The organism is Novosphingobium sp. NFX11 (assembly GCF_057376415.1).
The window spans coordinates 2,947,653-2,964,120 of record NZ_CP080384.1 but is presented as its reverse complement, the minus strand read 5'-3'; the positions used below and the strand labels follow the sequence as shown (position 1 = coordinate 2,964,120).

The 16,468-nt window shown below is 64.3% G+C and carries 10 protein-coding genes and 3 pseudogenes; 3 read left to right on the top strand and 10 right to left on the bottom strand.

The genetic code is table 11. The annotated features are described in order from the left end of the window. Both holA and KZO24_RS15170 read left to right on the top strand, forming a co-directional pair. A pseudogene (gene holA / locus KZO24_RS15175) lies at window positions 1–1,055 on the top strand (DNA polymerase III subunit delta). 141 nt (window positions 1,056–1,196) lie between these two features. Beyond that, window positions 1,197–2,596: pseudogene (locus KZO24_RS15170) on the top strand (sugar transferase). 168 nt (window positions 2,597–2,764) lie between these two features. Here KZO24_RS15170 and KZO24_RS15165 read toward each other — a convergent pair. The 6 genes from KZO24_RS15165 to KZO24_RS15140 form a co-directional block, all read right to left on the bottom strand. After that, the gene (locus KZO24_RS15165) at window positions 2,765–3,550 is read right to left on the bottom strand and encodes a hypothetical protein (RefSeq protein ID WP_486486558.1); all 786 of its coding nucleotides are present in this window, start codon (window positions 3,548–3,550) and stop codon (window positions 2,765–2,767) included. Window positions 3,551–3,601: 51 nt separating this feature from the next. After that, the gene (locus KZO24_RS15160) at window positions 3,602–4,207 is read right to left on the bottom strand and encodes a hypothetical protein (protein ID WP_486486557.1); all 606 of its coding nucleotides are present in this window, start codon (window positions 4,205–4,207) and stop codon (window positions 3,602–3,604) included. Window positions 4,208–4,431: 224 nt separating this feature from the next. Next, window positions 4,432–4,863, bottom strand: coding sequence for a hypothetical protein (locus KZO24_RS15155; protein WP_271182537.1), 432 nt, complete (start codon window positions 4,861–4,863; stop codon window positions 4,432–4,434). A gap of 103 nt (window positions 4,864–4,966) precedes the next feature. Continuing rightward, complete coding sequence (locus tag KZO24_RS15150; RefSeq protein ID WP_486486556.1) at window positions 4,967–5,476, bottom strand: LptA/OstA family protein; 510 nt, start codon at window positions 5,474–5,476, stop codon at window positions 4,967–4,969. A 13-nt stretch (window positions 5,477–5,489) separates the two neighbouring features. Continuing rightward, a complete protein-coding gene (lptC, locus tag KZO24_RS15145) occupies window positions 5,490–6,137 on the bottom strand; it encodes an LPS export ABC transporter periplasmic protein LptC (RefSeq protein WP_271182535.1) in 648 nt (215 codons plus the stop codon). A gap of 28 nt (window positions 6,138–6,165) precedes the next feature. Further along, a complete protein-coding gene (locus tag KZO24_RS15140; protein WP_271182534.1) occupies window positions 6,166–6,789 on the bottom strand; it encodes a ribonuclease D in 624 nt (207 codons plus the stop codon). A gap of 83 nt (window positions 6,790–6,872) precedes the next feature. On the opposite strand from KZO24_RS15140, the pseudogene ung reads away from it, so the two are divergent. Further along, window positions 6,873–7,561: pseudogene (gene ung, locus KZO24_RS15135) on the top strand (uracil-DNA glycosylase). A 28-nt stretch (window positions 7,562–7,589) separates the two neighbouring features. On the opposite strand, the gene KZO24_RS15130 reads toward ung, so the two are convergent. From KZO24_RS15130 to KZO24_RS15115, 4 genes are all read right to left on the bottom strand, one after another. Next, the gene (locus tag KZO24_RS15130; protein ID WP_271182533.1) at window positions 7,590–7,898 is read right to left on the bottom strand and encodes a putative quinol monooxygenase; all 309 of its coding nucleotides are present in this window, start codon (window positions 7,896–7,898) and stop codon (window positions 7,590–7,592) included. Between the two features lie 243 nt (window positions 7,899–8,141). Continuing rightward, window positions 8,142–9,575: a glutamate synthase subunit beta gene (locus tag KZO24_RS15125; RefSeq protein WP_069708567.1), complete on the bottom strand. Its 1,434-nt coding sequence runs from the start codon at window positions 9,573–9,575 to the stop codon at window positions 8,142–8,144. 19 nt (window positions 9,576–9,594) lie between these two features. Continuing rightward, complete coding sequence (gene gltB / locus KZO24_RS15120) at window positions 9,595–14,232, bottom strand: glutamate synthase large subunit (RefSeq protein WP_271182532.1); 4,638 nt, start codon at window positions 14,230–14,232, stop codon at window positions 9,595–9,597. 268 nt (window positions 14,233–14,500) lie between these two features. After that, complete coding sequence (locus tag KZO24_RS15115; protein ID WP_271182531.1) at window positions 14,501–16,447, bottom strand: hypothetical protein; 1,947 nt, start codon at window positions 16,445–16,447, stop codon at window positions 14,501–14,503. Window positions 16,448–16,468: the final 21 nt, after the last annotated feature.

Sequence of the window (16,468 nt, the reverse complement as noted above, 5' to 3'; positions counted from 1 at the left end):
GTGAAGGCTACCCAGAAGGAGTTCGCGGGCCTTGCCCAGCGTGCTGCCCGCGATGCCCGCGTTTTCTTCTTCTGCGGGCCTGACGAGTCGGGAGCTTCAGATGCAGCGGCGAAGATTCTCTCCCTGCTTCCCGAACCCGGCGAACGGATCGAAATGTCGGGTTCGGAACTGCGCCGCGACCCCGTCCGTCTCGGTGATGAGGCCCGTTCCACTTCCCTGTTCGGCGGCGCGCGCCACATATGGGTTCGCGCGCAGGGTGACGAGGCGCACGATGCCGTCCAGACCCTGCTGGAAAACGCTGTCGAGGGATGCCCGGTCCTGATCGTCGCGACCGGCGCCACGGACAAATCGCGGACCGCCAAGCTGCTTGCGGGACGGCCTGATGGCCTTGTTGCGATGTTCTATCCGCCGGACCTGGCTTCGGCGACCGCATCGGTACGGACGATGGCAAACGCTGCAGGCCTCAAGCTGGGCAGCGAGATCGCCGAACGCATCGCGCGCGGTGCAGGTCTCGATACGCGACTCGCCCGTTCGGAAGTGACTAAGCTGGCGCTTTATCTCGACGCATCGCCCGAAACTCCTCGGCCGGTCGCGGCAGGAGACCTCGACGCGATCGGCGCATCGACGGAGGATGACGATTTCGGCCCGCTCGTTGATGCGGTGCTCGGGGAAAGCGTGACGCTATTGGTCCTGAACTGAGGCGGATGCGAGAGCAGGGTATGAACCCGGTCGGTCTTCTGCTTGCCTTCGAACGCAGAACGGCGCAACTCGCGGGCCTGAATGCCCGGTTGGGTGACGGCCGCGACGTTGCGGGATTCCTCAAGGCCGAAGCCGGCGCGCGGCGGATATTCTGGAAGGATCAGCCCGCACTGACGGCCCAGTTGCAGGTCTGGCGCGGGTATCGTCTCGAGCGCCTGGTCGCGCGCTTGGTAGCGCTTCACCAGACTTTGCTGGCTAACAGTCAGAACGCGGAACTGTTATTAGCTGACGGTCTTCTTACAATCGCAAGATCCGCGCGTCCTAATTCGAAACGACCGACAATTACCACGTCCTGACCGATTCCGCTTTTCGGGTTGCCTCTTCAGTACATACGGGCATATACCTATTGCGTCGCAGCATGACGTGCATGCTGCGCGCGCTGAGGTTCTGATGAGGGAGGCATTCAGCGTGAATTCGCAAGCCCGAGTGCTGCCAGCATGAATGCTCCGTTTGCAACAGGTGCGCTCGCCAAAGAGCGGATCGATATCGATGATCTGCTCGTCGCTCCGTCGCTCGAGCGGAGGCGCCTGCAGTGCTATCTTTCGCTGGTCGTGGGAGACATCGTATCGATTTTCATCGCTTTTGCGGCGACCGGCTATATACTTGCCGGTACGCAGGGGCTTGGTGAAAGCCTTGTCCATGCTCAACTGATCCTGCCGATCTTCCTGACACTGGCGCTTTACAACGGAGCCTATTCCACCGCCTCGCTGCAGGACGGATGGAAAGGGGTGTTTCGTGGGCTTGTGGCGATCGTCATCGCCGTGTTCGTCGTGGTCTTCGTGCAATTCCTGATCCGGCCCGATGCGGATGTTTCGCGTTCCGGCTTCAACGGGGGGCATTGGCGGCGATGGCCGTCGTCGCGTGGATGCGACTGCAATTGCGCAGTTTCGTGCGCTGGCGTTGCGGCGACAACATCATCAACGAACTCATCATCGATGATGGTGGGCCTCAGGTGCAATTGCGTGGAGCGATCCGCATTTCAGCTGCCGGTATGGGGTTGAGGCCCAATCTCAACGACCCGAATGCTTTGGATCGTATCGGTCTCGTACTGCGCAACATTGATCGCGTGATAGTGAGCTGTCCTGCTGGACGTCGTGCGGAATGGGCCATGATGCTCAAGGGCGCTAACGTCGATGGCGAAGTGCTTGACGACGAGGTTGCGCGGCTTGGTGCTCAGGGCGCACGCGTTGTCGGCAAGCACGGCCTGCTGATGGTGTCAGCCGGGCCGCTCGGCTTGCGCGATCGCGCCGTCAAGCGCCTGTTCGATGTCGCGTTCGCGGGTGGCGCGATCCTTGCACTCTCACCGCTTCTGATCGTTGTTGCTCTGGCAGTGAAGCTGCAGGATGGCGGCTCGGTATTCTTTACGCAGCGCCGCATGGGGCGCGGCAACCGCTTCTTCAACATGTACAAGTTCCGTTCGATGACGCAGTCGCTGGGTGATGCCACCGGTTCAGTTTCGGCTTCGAAGGACGACCAGCGGATCACGCGCGTGGGGCGCTTCATCCGGCGCACCAGTATCGACGAACTGCCGCAGTTGTTCAACGTGCTGCTCGGCGACATGAGCCTTGTCGGCCCGCGCCCGCATGCGACGGGATCGCTGGCCGGCGACAAGCTGTTCTGGGAAGTGGATCTGCGGTATTGGCAGCGCCATTCGCTGAAGCCCGGCTTGTCAGGTTTGGCGCAAGTGCGCGGTTTCCGAGGTGCGACCGACCACGAATCCGACCTCGTCAACCGCCTCCAGGCTGACCTGGAATACCTGGAGGGATGGACGATCATGCGCGATCTGCAGATCATCTTCCTGACCATGCGGGTCTTGGTGCACGACAGGGCGTTCTGATGCCGCTGCTTGCCGAGCTAGCCGAGCGGTACCCAAGTGGCACTACCGGCAGCATTACGCAGGCAAGTGTATATACTGTCGGCTATTCCGTTGGCTCTTACTATGGCTTGTCTGCCCAGCCAAAGGTTGCTGGGGGAGGGAGCGACGCCAAGGTTTCAAGGGTCGAGGTTACCGGTTTGCGAACATGCAAGCCCCGCGCCAAGCCGATGTACGTGCAATTGAGTGCATCGCCTGTCGCGGAAGACAGGAAACCGATCTTAATGGACTGGTTCGGCGTTGCGTTCCAGAAGGGAGGCGCCAGGTCACGTCTTCGCCGGCGGCATCAACCAGTACGGCATCGACGAACGTGGAGAAGCTGCCGCCGGTCTGCTGAGCGAACAGCCTCGGCAGCCCAGCGGTTCGGCGTCCTTCGAAGATCAGGGTATTCCAGCCCTGTGGTACGTTGACGGCCTTGACCATCTGGTATCCTGCGGCATTGAATGTCACCGAATGGCCGGTGAACGTGCTATAGCTGTCCGCTACCTCGGACAGGGTTGGAGGCGATCCGCCTCCTGATATCGCAGTGTCCGTCAGGCTCAGCGGCGTGGAGCCTGGCAGCAGATTTCCAGCGCTCGTTCGATCAATGACCGGATCTTCGATCTGGGCATCCTGGTACTGCATGGAGATTGCATGAAGTGATACTTCAGCTGTGAATGGCCAGGCCCCGCTCCATTTGAAACGCCCCCTGTTGACTATTGGCTTCCAATTGGCTGAGCCCATCATTGCCAACGCAAGTGTACAGTTGGTAAGCTTCACATTCTGAAGCCTCGGTAGCGACGCTTGACCGATGTATATGCTGCCTTTTCCCGTTCCGCCGGTCCCGCCGTGGTCTATGGTCTTACACTGATCGAAATGCACGCCAATTTCGATGAGATTTGCGATGTAATGACCATAGCCCTGCGCTGCTGCTGGCATTGCGCCGCCGGCGGCCGAATACCCGGGGGCACCTATTCCTTCGACATGTACCTATCGGCATTGAATGTTCTTGCAGGATCGGAGGTATGCTATGCCTGAGTCCACGGTCATTGCATCTACCTGCTCCAGGGTAAATTTATCGACACCCGAAATGGATCCGATCCCATTTACCTGTTGTATATAGAACTGGCGCATCGATAGCTGAGTGCTATCGCGACGTTCTGCTCCGCCGCCGATCTGGAATACTTGATCGACATTTATTATATCAATATTGGACATTTCAAGAAAGTCGATCTGGTCGGATATAATTAATCCTGTTCCTTGCCGCTGGTTTCCGTCGAGAGTATTGAAGTCAATGCAATTTGCTTTGATCTTCATCCCGGCACCCGGGTTGTTGGAAGAGTATCGAAAATCAAAGATCATGCAGTTTCCGCGGATCACAAGATCGCGAACGATGAGAGTGTGACTGACGTCCTTTTGCTTGTCGTTCTGGAAAACCGGGCGGGCGTAATCTGATCCGAAGTTGACGTTGAGCCGCGCGCCATTACCGATCACGACGCAGCGGTACGCCGGACACGTAAGGCTTCCGGTAATTTGGTAACTTGCTCCCTTGGCCAGTATCAAGCACCCGGTCGATAGAGCGGCCTGCAGGGCCACCGTATCGTCTCCCCGCTCGGGAGAACAGGTGCGATACCAAGCGAAAGTTCGGAAACGGTCTGCAAGCTGTCGCCGCTTTCCGTGAAGATGAGTGCAGCACCTTTGCCCGGTTCGTTCGAGGCGAAGGAGCGCGCTTGCGCTACGGCCATTCCGCGCGCGATTACATCGATTGGCATGGATGTTCTCCAAACGAGAGCTGTGCGATGAATCTTTGGGTCGCTAGTCTATTGAGACAGGCGATATTGCAGGGAACCGGATGTCACATCGGCGATGAGGTAGAGCGCGGCTCCTGCTTCGTACTCCTCCCAGACGGCCTCGCAGGCGTTGGAAGTGAAACTGGCCCAAGGCTCGCCTGCCAGGGTAAGTGGCTGGAGCGTCGCGCCGCCATCGGTGGATCGCGCTATGATGACATTTCCCTGCCAGAGGCCCGCGAGCGTCAGGAAAACCGGCCGGGCTGCAGCAGGAATAAAGGGACCGGCAGTTGTCTGCGCCTGGACAGTTCCGGTAAGCGGCGAAGATGCGGGAGGCTGGACGGACGTGACCGGCAGCGGTCGGCTAGGTTCAACGATAGACAGGTCACCGCCGGACGACGCGGCAAAGCCTATGGCAAATGCGGGCGCATACCCGGCGGGCACGGAAATGGGACTGCTTGGCATCGGGACTCCTCGAAGTGAAGGATACCCGAAACCAATTACGCACATTATAGGCTGTAGGAAAATGTCTTTTGGTTAATTCATTAATCCGAACCAGGTCCGGAACTTACTTCCCGTTCTGCTTCGGCACCGAAAACGTACCCGAAACACGTCCGTTCGGTCCGGCAGACGCCGATGACACGCCGCTCTTGAGGTCCACTACCAGCCGTCCGCCGCGCAGGACGTCGCCGTTGCTGCGCTTGATGGTGGCATTGCCGGTCATCGTGATGATGCGCTGGTTGAAGTCGTAGACGCCGACATCACCCGTCGCAGTCTCGTCGGGACGGGATACGACAACGCCTCCGCTCGCGGTGATGCGCTGGATCTGCATTGAGCCCTGGTTGGTGAAGTTCACCACCGTGCGTGCCGCGCGCAGGCGCAGTTCCGCCTGCTTAACGTCAACGTTGCCGGAGAGGATCACCCGATCCTGCTTGTCCTGCAGTTCGATGCGGTCGGCGGCATAGTCCACCGGGGCGTTGGAGTTGTGACCGTTGAAGACCTGCGCGCCCAGTTGCTGCGACCCGGCAAGGGCGGCGAGGCCCAGCACCGGCAGGACCAGTGCGGTACGGTAGAGCATGCGGGGGCGGCGATCATTGCGGTATCCTGAGTTTGCCCGGCGTCATGCGCAGGCGGGCGTTGCCTTCGAGGGTCACAGTGCGGTTCTCGAGGTCGGCTTTCATCGAGTCTGCACGGAAGGTGCCCGTCGGCACGGTGCCATCGACACCCCCTGTACCCACGGCCGTCTTCTGCTTCACGTCGATGGCCACGTTGCGCGTGGTCATCTTGTACCCGTCGGGCGCGGCGAAGTTGACCGGCCCATCGACGGCGATCTGCTCGCTGTCGTAGTTGTAGGCGCCGCGCGGGGCGACGATTTCAGCCGGGCCGTCGTTGAGGTTCATCAGGGCCTTGAGGCCCAGCATCTCGACGATCGGCGTGGTCGCGCTCTTCTGCACGGCGGTTCCGGCGTTGACGGTGAAGTCGCGGTTCTTGTTGTCCTTGCCGCGATAGGCGGCATTGTCGGCGCGCAGGCGTTCGCTGGTGATCGCAACCTTGTTGCGGTCGAGCAGGAAGCTGATCTCGCCGCGCGGAGACAGCGGCACCAGGATCATCACTGCAGCGACAAGGCCGATACCCGCCGGGAGCACCTTCGCCAGCATTCCGACGAGCCGATCATGCGAGCCGCCGGGCGCGGCGAAGTGCCTACGGCGGTTCTGGATCTTGATGGCTTCGACGGACATGGCTTTTCAGGTAACTCCCGTGGACGGGTCAGGCTGCTTCGTGGCTGAAGATGTCGTGGTCCGGCCAGCCTGCAAGGTCCAGTCGGGCGCGCGCCGGAAGGAAATCGAAACAGGCCTGGGCGAGATCGGTGCGGTTCTCCCGCGCCAGACGAACCACGAGGATTTCGTGCATCGCATGCAGGTAGCGCACGTCCGACGCGGCGTAGTCCTTCTGCGCCTCGGTGAGTTCGGGGGCGCCCCAGTCGCTCGACTGCTGCTGCTTGGACACTTCCTTGCCAAGCAGTTCGCGCACGAGGTCCTTCAGGCCGTGGCGGTCGGTATAGGTGCGCACCATCTTGCTGGCGATCTTGGTGCAGAACACCGGCGCGGCGGTGACGCCGAGGTAATGCTCGATCGCGGCAAGGTCGAAGCGGGCGAAGTGGTACAGCTTCAGGCGCGCCGGATCAGCCAGAACGGCCTTCAGGTTCGGGGCGGCGTAATCGCTGCCGGGCTTGAAGCGGACGAGATGCTCGTCGCCCTTGCCATCCGAAATCTGCACGACGCAGAGCCGGTCACGGGCGGTGATGAGGCCCATGGTCTCGGTGTCGATAGCGACGGGACCCGGCGCGAGCACGCCTTCGGGGAGATCTTCTTCGTGGAGATGGACAGCCATGATCCGAAAATGCTTAGGGACTGGCTGGCGGTTTCGCAATGGCGCGCGCACTGCCGCGCGGGTTTTTCGGAAAGGTTGAGGGCATGTCGGCAACACAGGACGTCCAGGCCGTTCCGGAGAGCTGGGCTTCCGCGCTGGGGCCGGTGCTGGCGACGCCCGAGGCGCGCAGGCTGGGCGGCTGGCTCAAGGCCGAGGAAGCGGCGGGCAAGGTGATCTATCCCCCGCGCGGCACCCGGCTGCGGGCTCTGGAACTTACCCCGCTCGATCAGGTGCGCGTGGTGATCCTGGGGCAGGACCCCTACCACGGGCCGGGGCAGGCACATGGCCTGTCGTTCTCGGTGCAGGAGGGGTGAAAGTGCCGCCCTCGCTGGTCAACATCTACAAGGAATTGGCGACCGACTGCGGTGTTGCGGCGCCGGGACACGGCAATCTGGAGCACTGGGCGCGGCAGGGCGTGCTGCTGCTCAACAACGCGCTGACGGTGGAGGCCGGGCAGGCCGGTTCGCACCAGAAGCGCGGCTGGGAAGCGATCACCGACGCGGCCGTTGCGGCAGTGGCGGCGAAAGCGGAGCCCTGCGTATTCATGCTGTGGGGCAGCCATGCGAAGAAGAAGGCACTGAGCGTGCCGGGGCTGATGGAGAGCCATCATCTGGTGCTGACGGCGCCGCATCCGAGCCCGCTGTCGGCTTATCAGGGATTCTTCGGCTGCGGGCATTTCAGCCGGGCCAATGCGTTTCTCGCGGAGCATGGGCGCGGCACGATCGACTGGTGATTCCGAATTCGTCGTCCCGGACGACGAGTCAGGCCGAACGGCCCTCTACCGCCTCGTCCATCACGTAGTGGCTCATCGCGCCGCCGACCGAGAGATCACCGAAGCAGGCCCGGAACCTGCCGAATGCTTCAAGCGTGCGGGCGTTCTGGTGCGCTTCCATCGATGTCCACACGACGTTGAAGGTGAACTTCGAGGGGTTCTCCACCCCGCGTCCGAAGCGGGCGGAGACCACGCCCTCGCAGGTGGCGAGGTGGGCTATCCCGGCATCACGCATGGCGCTGGCGAACTGGTCTTCGGCTCCGGGACGTACTTCGATTTCCGCGATTTCGAGCAGCATGACGGGTCTCCCTTTAGGTGCGGAGAGAGCCGGGCGACGGGTTCGGGGTCAAGGCGGCGGGAGAAGTGATCGCGCGGGCGTGATGCGTGCGGCGAAGGCTTCGGCAAGCTCAGCCTGAGCGGGTTGGAGAGCAGTTCTTTAAATTCCGCTCAGGCTGAGCATGTCGAAGCCCCATAGGCAAGGCGCAACGAAAAAGGGGCGCGCCTTGCAGCACGCCCCCTCTCAATCCGACAACGCCGCAAATCAGCGCGGCAGCTGGCTCACGCCCATCAGCGCCTCGTCCACCGAACGCGCGCACTGGCGGCCTTCGCGAATCGCCCAAACGACCAGCGATTGACCGCGGCGCATGTCGCCGCAGGACCAGATCTTCTCGTCGCTGGTGCGGTATTCGAAGACGTTCGCCTTCACGTTGCCGCGCGCGTCCAGTTCGACGCCCGACTGGTCGAGCATGCCGGCCTTGCGCGGGCCGAGGAAGCCCATGGCGAGGAAGATCAGGTCGGCTTCGAGCGTGAACTCGCTGCCTTCGATCTCCTGCATCTTGCCGCCCTTCCACTCGACGCGGACGCATTCGAGGCCCTTGACGTCGTTGTCGCCGATGACGCGCTTGGTCAGCACGGCCCAGTCGCGGGTCGCACCTTCCTCGTGGCTGGAAGAGGTGCGCAGCTTGAGCGGCCAGAACGGCCACGACAGCGCCTTGTCTTCCATCGTCGGCGGCTTGGGCATGATCTCCAGCTGGGTCACCGAAGCGGCGCCCTGGCGGTTGGAGGTGCCGACGCAGTCCGAACCGGTATCGCCGCCGCCGATGACGATGACGTGCTTGCCGGTGGCCGACAGGGTGCCGCGCGGGGCGGCGCGCAGTTCGTCGTCGCCGGCGTTGCGCTTGTTCTGCTGGGTCAGGAACTCCATCGCGTAGCGCACGCCGGGAAGCTCGAAGCCGGGGATCGCGAGCGGGCGCGGGTCTTCCGCGCCGCCGGCGAAGACCACCGCGTCGAAGTTCTCCTTGAGCGAGGCGACCGAGACGGTAACGCCCACTTCAACCGACGTCTTGATCTCCACACCTTCCGCCATCATCTGCACGAGGCGGCGGTTGATGAGGTGCTTCTCCATCTTGAAGTCGGGGATGCCGTAACGCATCAGCCCGCCGACGCGGTCGTTCTTCTCGAACAGGGTGACCGAGTGACCGGCGCGGGCGAGCTGCTGGGCGCAGGCCATGCCCGCCGGGCCAGAGCCGACGACGGCGACCGACTTGCCGGTGCGCTTTTCGGGTACCTGCGGCGTGATCCACCCTTCCTGCCATCCCTTGTCGACGATCGCGCATTCCACCGACTTGATGGTCACGGGCTCGTCGATGATGTTGAGCGTGCAGGCCGCCTCGCACGGGGCGGGGCAGATGCGGCCGGTGAACTCGGGGAAGTTGTTGGTCGAGTGGAGGACTTCCAGCGCGTTCTTGAAGTCGTCCTCGTAGACCAGGTGATTCCAGTCGGGGATGATGTTGTTGACCGGGCAGCCGGTGTGGCAGTGCGGCACGCCGCAGTTCATGCAGCGCGACGCCTGTGCCTTCAGCGCCTCGGGCGAGAGGGGGACGACGAACTCGTTGTAGTTCTTGAGGCGATCCTCGACCGGACCGTACGTGCGGTCCTTGCGGTCGAGTTCGAGGAAGCCGGTTTCCTTGCCCATCTTGATACGTTCCTAAATCTTATTCTGCTGCGACCGAGGCGGCTTCGAGGCGTTCGGCCTCCTGCTGGCGCAGGGCCTTCGCGAAGTCGCGCGGCATCACCTTGACGAACTTGCCCAGCGTGGTTGCCCAATCGTCGAGCAATGCGCGGGCTCGCTTCGAGCCGGTGTGCAGGTGGTGGCGTTCGAGCAGGATGCGCAGGCGCTCCGCATCGTGGCGCAGCATGTCGCCCATGCCCAGGTCGCGGACCGAGACGGTGCGCTGCTGGGGACGACCCGTGCCTTCGTCCTCGTCGGCTTCGGCGGAGATCGGCTGCAGATCCACCATCGAGGGGTTGACCAGCTTCGCGAACTCGCCGTCCTCGTCGTAGACGTAGGCGATGCCGCCCGACATGCCCGCCGCGAAGTTGCGGCCGGTCTTGCCCAGCACCATCACGACGCCGCCGGTCATGTACTCGCAGCCATGGTCGCCGCAGCCTTCGACGACCGCGATCGCGCCCGAGTTGCGGACCGCGAAACGCTCGCCGCCGACGCCGTTGAAGAACGCCTCACCGGAAATCGCGCCGTAGAGCACGGTGTTGCCGACGATGATGTTCTTGAGCGGGTCACGGTTCACATGGCTCGGCTGGCGCACGATCACGCGGCCGCCCGAGAGGCCCTTGCCGACATAGTCGTTGGCATCGCCGGTCAGGTCGAGCGTGACGCCGTGGGCAAGCCAGGCGGCGAAGCTCTGGCCGGCGACGCCGGTGAGCTTCACGTTGATCGTGTTGTCGGGCAGGCCGTCATGGCCGTAGCGACGGGCGACTTCACCCGAAAGCATCGCGCCGACCGTGCGGTTGACGTTGATGACGGGCTTTTCGATGCGGACGGCTTCGCGCTTTTCCAGAGCATCGGCAGCGCCCTCGATCAGCGCGTTATCCAGCGCGTGTTCGAGGCCGTGGTCCTGCACTTCGCTCCAGCCCAGCGAGGGGCCGTCGCCCAGCGGTGCCTGGTAGAGCACCTTGGAGAGATCGACGCCCTTGGCCTTCCAGTGGCTGATGGCCTTCTTCATGTCGAGGCGATCGACGCGGCCGACCATCTCGGGGATGGTGCGGAAGCCGAGTTCGGCCATGATCGCGCGCAGTTCTTCCGCCACGAAGAAGAAGTAGTTGATGACGTGCTCGGGCTGGCCGGTGAAGCGCGCGCGCAGCACCGGGTTCTGCGTGGCGACACCCACCGGGCAGGTGTTGAGGTGGCACTTGCGCATCATGATGCAGCCCGCCGCGATCAGCGGCGCGGTGGCGAAGCCGAATTCCTCGGCGCCGAGCAGCGCGGCAACCGCGACGTCACGGCCGGTGCGCAGGCCGCCGTCGGCCTGGACCACCACGCGGCTGCGCAGGTTGTTGAGCAGCAGGGTCTGCTGGGTCTCGGCCAGGCCGATCTCCCAGGGCGAACCCGCGTGCGTCAGCGAGGTCAGCGGCGAAGCGCCGGTGCCGCCTTCGTAGCCCGAGATCGTGATGTGGTCCGCGCGCGCCTTGGAGACGCCAGCCGCAACCGTGCCCACGCCCACTTCGGACACCAGCTTGACCGAGACGCGGCTGGTCGGGTTCACGTTCTTGAGATCGTGAATGAGCTGCGCGATGTCTTCGATCGAGTAGATGTCGTGGTGCGGCGGCGGCGAGATCAGGCCGACGCCCGGGGTCGAGTGACGGGTCGCGCCGATGGTCTTGTCCACCTTGTCGCCCGGCAGCTGGCCACCTTCGCCGGGCTTCGCGCCCTGCGCCATCTTGATCTGGATGTCGTCGGCGTTGACCAGGTACTCGGTGGTGACGCCGAAGCGGCCCGAAGCAACCTGCTTGATCGACGAGCGCATGGTGTCGCCGTTGTCCAGCGGCTTGAAGCGCTTGGGGTCTTCGCCGCCTTCGCCGGTGTTCGACTTGCCGCCGATGCGGTTCATCGCCACGGCCAGCGTGGTGTGCGCTTCCCAGCTGATCGAGCCGTAGCTCATCGCGCCGGTGGCGAAGCGCTTCACGATCTCGCTCGCGGGCTCGACGTCGTCGATGTGGATCGACTGGCCGGGCACGAAGTCCATCAGGCCACGGATCGTGAGCATGCGCTCCGACTGGTCGTTGATGGTCTGCGCGAAGGCGCGGTACTTTTCAGGCACGTTGCCGCGGACGGCGTGCTGGAGCAGGCCGATGTTCTCGCTGGTCCAGGCATGTTCCTCGCCGCGCACGCGCGATCCGTAGATGCCGCCCACGTCGAGCATGTTCTTGAAGACCGGGTTGTCGCCGTAGGCCGCATCGTGGCGGCGCACGGTTTCTTCCGCGATCTCGGCAAGGCCCGCACCCTCGATGGTGGTGGCGGTTCCGGAGAAGTATTTGTCGACGAACGCGGTGGACAGGCCGACCGCGTCGAAGATCTGCGCGCCGCAGTACGACTGGTAGGTCGAGATGCCCATCTTGGACATGACCTTACGGATGCCCTTGCCGATGGCGTAGACGTAGTTCTTCGCCGCCTGCTCGGCCGAGACCGGCAGGTTCTTGCGCACCCGCATTTCCTCGATGGTCTCGAGCGCGAGGTAGGGATTGATCGCTTCGGCGCCGTAGCCTGCCAGAGCGCAGAAGTGATGCACTTCGCGCGCTTCGCCGGTTTCCACGACAAGGCCGGTCTGCATGCGCAGGCCCTGGCGGACGAGGTGGTGGTGGACGGCTGCCGTCGCCAGCAGAGCGGGCATGGCGATCCGGTCCGGGCCGACGCTGCGGTCGGACAGGATCAGGATGTTCTTGTCCGCCAGCACCGCTTCGGTCGCGGCCCAGCACATTTCCTTGATTGCCAGCTCAAGCCCTGCGGCGCCGGTCTTGGCGTCCCAGGTCATGTCGATGGTGCCGGTGCGGAACGCGCCGTCGAGCGCGGCCTCCACCGAGCGGATCTTGGCGAGGCCAAGGTCGGTCAGGATCGGCTGGCTGACTTCGAGGCGCTTGTGCGTCCCGGCGTCATGACCCAGCAGGTTCGGGCGCGGGCCGATCATGGTGACCAGGCTCATCACCAGTTCCTCGCGGATCGGGTCGATCGGCGGGTTGGTGACCTGCGCGAAGTTCTGCTTGAAGTAGTCGTAGAGCAGTCGCGACTTGTGCGACAGCACCGGGATCGGCGTGTCGGTGCCCATCGAGCCGAGCGGATCGTCGGCGTTGACGGCCATCGGTTCGAGGAAGCGGGTGGTGTCTTCCTGCGTGTAGCCGAACGCCTGCTGGCGATCGAGCAGCGTGCCGGTTGGCTTGGGCAGCTCGGCCAGTTCGGGTTCGATCACGTCGAGATCGGCCAGCTTGTACTGCGTGCGGTCGAGCCACTCTTCGTAGGGCTCGGCCTCGGCCAGCTTGGTCTTGATCTCCTCGTCCTCGATGATGCGGCCTTCCTCGAAGTCGATCAGCAGCATGCGGCCGGGCTGGAGACGCCACTTGCGCACGATGTTGTCTTCCTTGATCGGAAGGACGCCGCTCTCGGACGCCATGACGCACAGGTCGTCGTCGGTGACGAGGAAGCGCGCGGGGCGCAACCCGTTGCGGTCCAGCGTGGCGCCGATCTGGCGGCCATCGGTGAAGGCGACGGCGGCGGGGCCGTCCCACGGCTCCATCAGCGCGGCGTGATATTCGTAGAACGCGCGGCGTTCCGGGGTCATCAGCGGGTTGCCCGCCCACGCCTCGGGCACCAGGATCATCATGGCGTGAACCATGGAGTATCCGCCCGCGATCAGCAGTTCGAGCGCGTTGTCGAGGCACGCGGTGTCCGACTGGCCGTGCGGGATCAGCGGCCACATCTTGTCGAGATCGGCGCCGAGCAGCTCGGATTCCATGGTGCGGCGGCGCGCATTCATCCAGTTCACGTTGCCGCGAACGGTGTTGATCTCGCCGTTGTGCGCCATGAAGCGGAACGGGTGCGCCAGCTTCCAGCTCGGGAAGGTGTTGGTCGAGAAGCGCTGGTGCACGAGGCCGAGGGCCGAGACGAATTCCGGGTTGCGCAGGTCGTCGTAGAACGAGCCCACCTGGGTCGCCAGCAGCAGGCCCTTGTAGACGATCGTGCGGGTCGAGAAGCTGGGCATGTACAGCTCGGTGAGCCCCGGCATGTCATGCTTCTCGGCCAGCGCCGCCAGCGGGTTCTGGGTCTGCTTGCGGATCGCCAGGATCTTGCGCTCGAAGGCGTTCTGGTCGGCGCAGCTTTCACCGCGCCCGACGATGCACTGGCGGATCACCGGCATCGATTCGAGCACGGTCTTGCCGAGGCCGTCAGTGGTGACGGGCACGTCGCGCCAGCCGATCAGGTGCTGGCCTTCCTTCTTGATGAACTTCTCGAACACCGAGACGATCATCTCGCGCGAGGCGTCGTCCTGCGGCAGGAAGCACATGGCGACCGCGTAGTCGCCCGCCTGCGGCAGTTCGAGGCCCTCGGAAGTGGCCCAGGTGCGCAGCAGCTGGTCGGGAATCTGGGTCAGGATGCCCGCGCCGTCGCCCAGCAAGGGGTCGGCGCCCACCGCACCGCGGTGGTCGATGTTTTTCAGAATCTCCAGAGCCTGGGTAATGATCGCGTGGTTTTTCTGGCCCTTGATATGGGCGACGAAGCCCACACCGCAGGCGTCGTGTTCATTGCGCGCGTCATAGAGGCCCTGGGGCTTAGGAAATCCCATCGATATAAACCCATCCTGTGTTTTTTGGCGGGCGTCACTTGGGCATGCCTGCGGATCTCGCACCGAATCGTGCGAACGACCCCACGCGGCATAGTGACCCCACGGTCCCCATGACGATTCAGGGACCGTTTTGCAATGGCGAACACGGCTAGCTGCGCAGCAAGATGGCGTGGATGACGGATTTCCCGGCATTTTATTATCAAAAACCCCGCCCGGATTGCGCCGGACGGGGGTTTTCGAATCCGCTTGAGGTGGTCGAAGGGCGGTTTCAGGCCGCTCCGCTCATGCGCTGCAGCGTGGCGAGCGCCGCGCGCAGGGCGCGTTCGGTGGCCTCCGGATCGTTGCGCGGGGCGTCGAAGGGCCGCTCCTCATAGTCCGCCGGAGCTTCGCCGGTAGGGTCGGGGAGAAGGACCGGGCGGCCGAACGGCACGGATTCCTGGCTTTCCTCCTGGATTTCCTCGGCGGAGTCCACCGGGGTGGCATGGGCGAGCTCGTCGCCTGCCTCGTCGGGGTCGCCGAACTGGAGGAACGGCTTGCGGACGGCTGCGTGGCGCGAAAGGTTGAACAGCGAGGCATAGCCCTGCTGCAGGACCGAGTCCTCCTCCTCGTCTTCAGCGGCTTCCGGTTCCGCCTCGAAGGCGGTGTGCGGGAACGGGCTGCTGGGGAAGGGGATGGCCGCGTGCGGGTCGAAGCGCTCGTCAAAGCCCGGGCGCTCTTCGCTCGAGGTGAGGCCGATGTGGCGGGGCGGAACAAAGCCTTCCAGCGGCTCGACGGCATCGTCGATCGGATCGAGCGCGATCGGGCGCAGCGCGCTGGGTACGGCGGCGGGCCACGACGGGGCGGGTTCCGGCAGATGAGCTTCGACGTAACCGTCCTGCGCTTCGGGCTCAGCCTCGACGATCGGCGCGGCGAATGGCGCGACGATGGCCTGCGGGATCACGACGGCTACCTCGGCGGCGCGGCGCGCATCCTCGCGGCGGCGCTCCATGGCGAGCGCGAGGCGTTCGAGCAGTTCGACCTGCGACAGCGAGCCGAGGTCGGCATCGGCGATGCGGGCGCTCGAACGCGGTTCCTCCACGGTATCAACGAAAGTTTCGGCCGGAGCTTCCGGTTCCGCTTCGAAGGGAGCCGCGAACGGCGCGGGCTCTTCGTGGAAAGCAACGATCTCGATGCCGGAGGGCGCTTCGTCGGAAGGCGATTCTTCCGCAGCAGATGCCGCGAAGGCCGGTACGGACCACGCAGCTGCCTCTTCCGCTTCGAATTCGGCCTCGGGCGCGCCCCAGTCGCCTTGCGGCAGGCGCGGCAGCAGCTTGAAGCCGGGCGCGGCCCTTTCGAGGCTGGAAGTGGCGCCGGCCAAAGGCTCTTCGACCGTTTCCGGCACCGCATCGGCCTTTACGTCGCTGCGGGGCGAGAATTCACGTGAATAGGCTTCGAACAGACGGCTGCCGACGGGCGCTTCGACGTGTTCGCGAGCAGCCTCCTCGGCGGCGTCGAGTTCGGCCTTGAAGATCTGTGCGCCGGGAGGCGTCGTGAACACGCCGCGATCGGCGCCGAACGTCGATTCGGGCTCGCGCCAGGCGGTTTCGGCATCGAGCCATGCAGGCAGGTTGTCGTCCTCGTCGGCATCGTCGGCGGTGCTGTCGATGGCGGCGGCTTCCACCGGGCGACGGAACACGGGCTGGTCGTGGCCTTCGTCGAAGCTGTCGATGTCGAAATCGGCGACGTTGAGGATGCGAGGGTCGGTCGGTGCGCCGGGCAGCGGTGCGTGCTCTTCGGCGACGGGGGCCGCTTCGGGCTCGATGGCGAGGGCACGGCGGCGACGCGCGGTCGGCGCGGGTGCGGCGGCGGCCTGCTCGATCTCATCGCCTTCGGCGGCGTCGGTTGCGGGCAGGGCGGCGGGGCGGGCGATGCGCCGGGCGATCAGGCCGCCGATCGCAGCGCCGAGGCCGGTCATGCCGAGCGCCAGCAGGATGCGCATCGTCGTGCCGAGCGGCGGCGCGGCCATCGGGATCACCTTGTCGATGCCAAGCGCCAGCACCAGTCCCTCCATCGTCGAGGAGCTGACGATCACGCTGCCGAGCCCGGCGAGCGCGCCGAACCACAGTGCGACGATCGCCGGGAACAGCGGGTGGCGCGTGATCGGCTGTCCGCCGGTTCCCGCGTTGGCGCCCGCGCCCTCGGTGCCGCTCTCGATGGTGAGCTTGGTGTCGGCCACTGCATTACCCTTATGTCTTGA

Coding starts and splice junctions, on each gene's coding strand:
- KZO24_RS15130 (WP_271182533.1), bottom strand. CDS start 7,898: ATGCTGCTCGAAATCGCGGAAATCGAAGTACGTCCCGGAGCCGAAGAC.
- lptC (WP_271182535.1), bottom strand. CDS start 6,137: ATGTCCGTCGAAGCCATCAAGATCCAGAACCGCCGTAGGCACTTCGCC.
- KZO24_RS15125 (WP_069708567.1), bottom strand. CDS start 9,575: ATGGGCAAGGAAACCGGCTTCCTCGAACTCGACCGCAAGGACCGCACG.
- KZO24_RS15140 (WP_271182534.1), bottom strand. CDS start 6,789: ATGGCTGTCCATCTCCACGAAGAAGATCTCCCCGAAGGCGTGCTCGCG.
- KZO24_RS15155 (WP_271182537.1), bottom strand. CDS start 4,863: ATGCCAAGCAGTCCCATTTCCGTGCCCGCCGGGTATGCGCCCGCATTT.
- gltB (WP_271182532.1), bottom strand. CDS start 14,232: ATGGGATTTCCTAAGCCCCAGGGCCTCTATGACGCGCGCAATGAACAC.
- KZO24_RS15150 (WP_486486556.1), bottom strand. CDS start 5,476: ATGCTCTACCGTACCGCACTGGTCCTGCCGGTGCTGGGCCTCGCCGCC.
- KZO24_RS15165 (WP_486486558.1), bottom strand. CDS start 3,550: ATGCCAGCAGCAGCGCAGGGCTATGGTCATTACATCGCAAATCTCATC.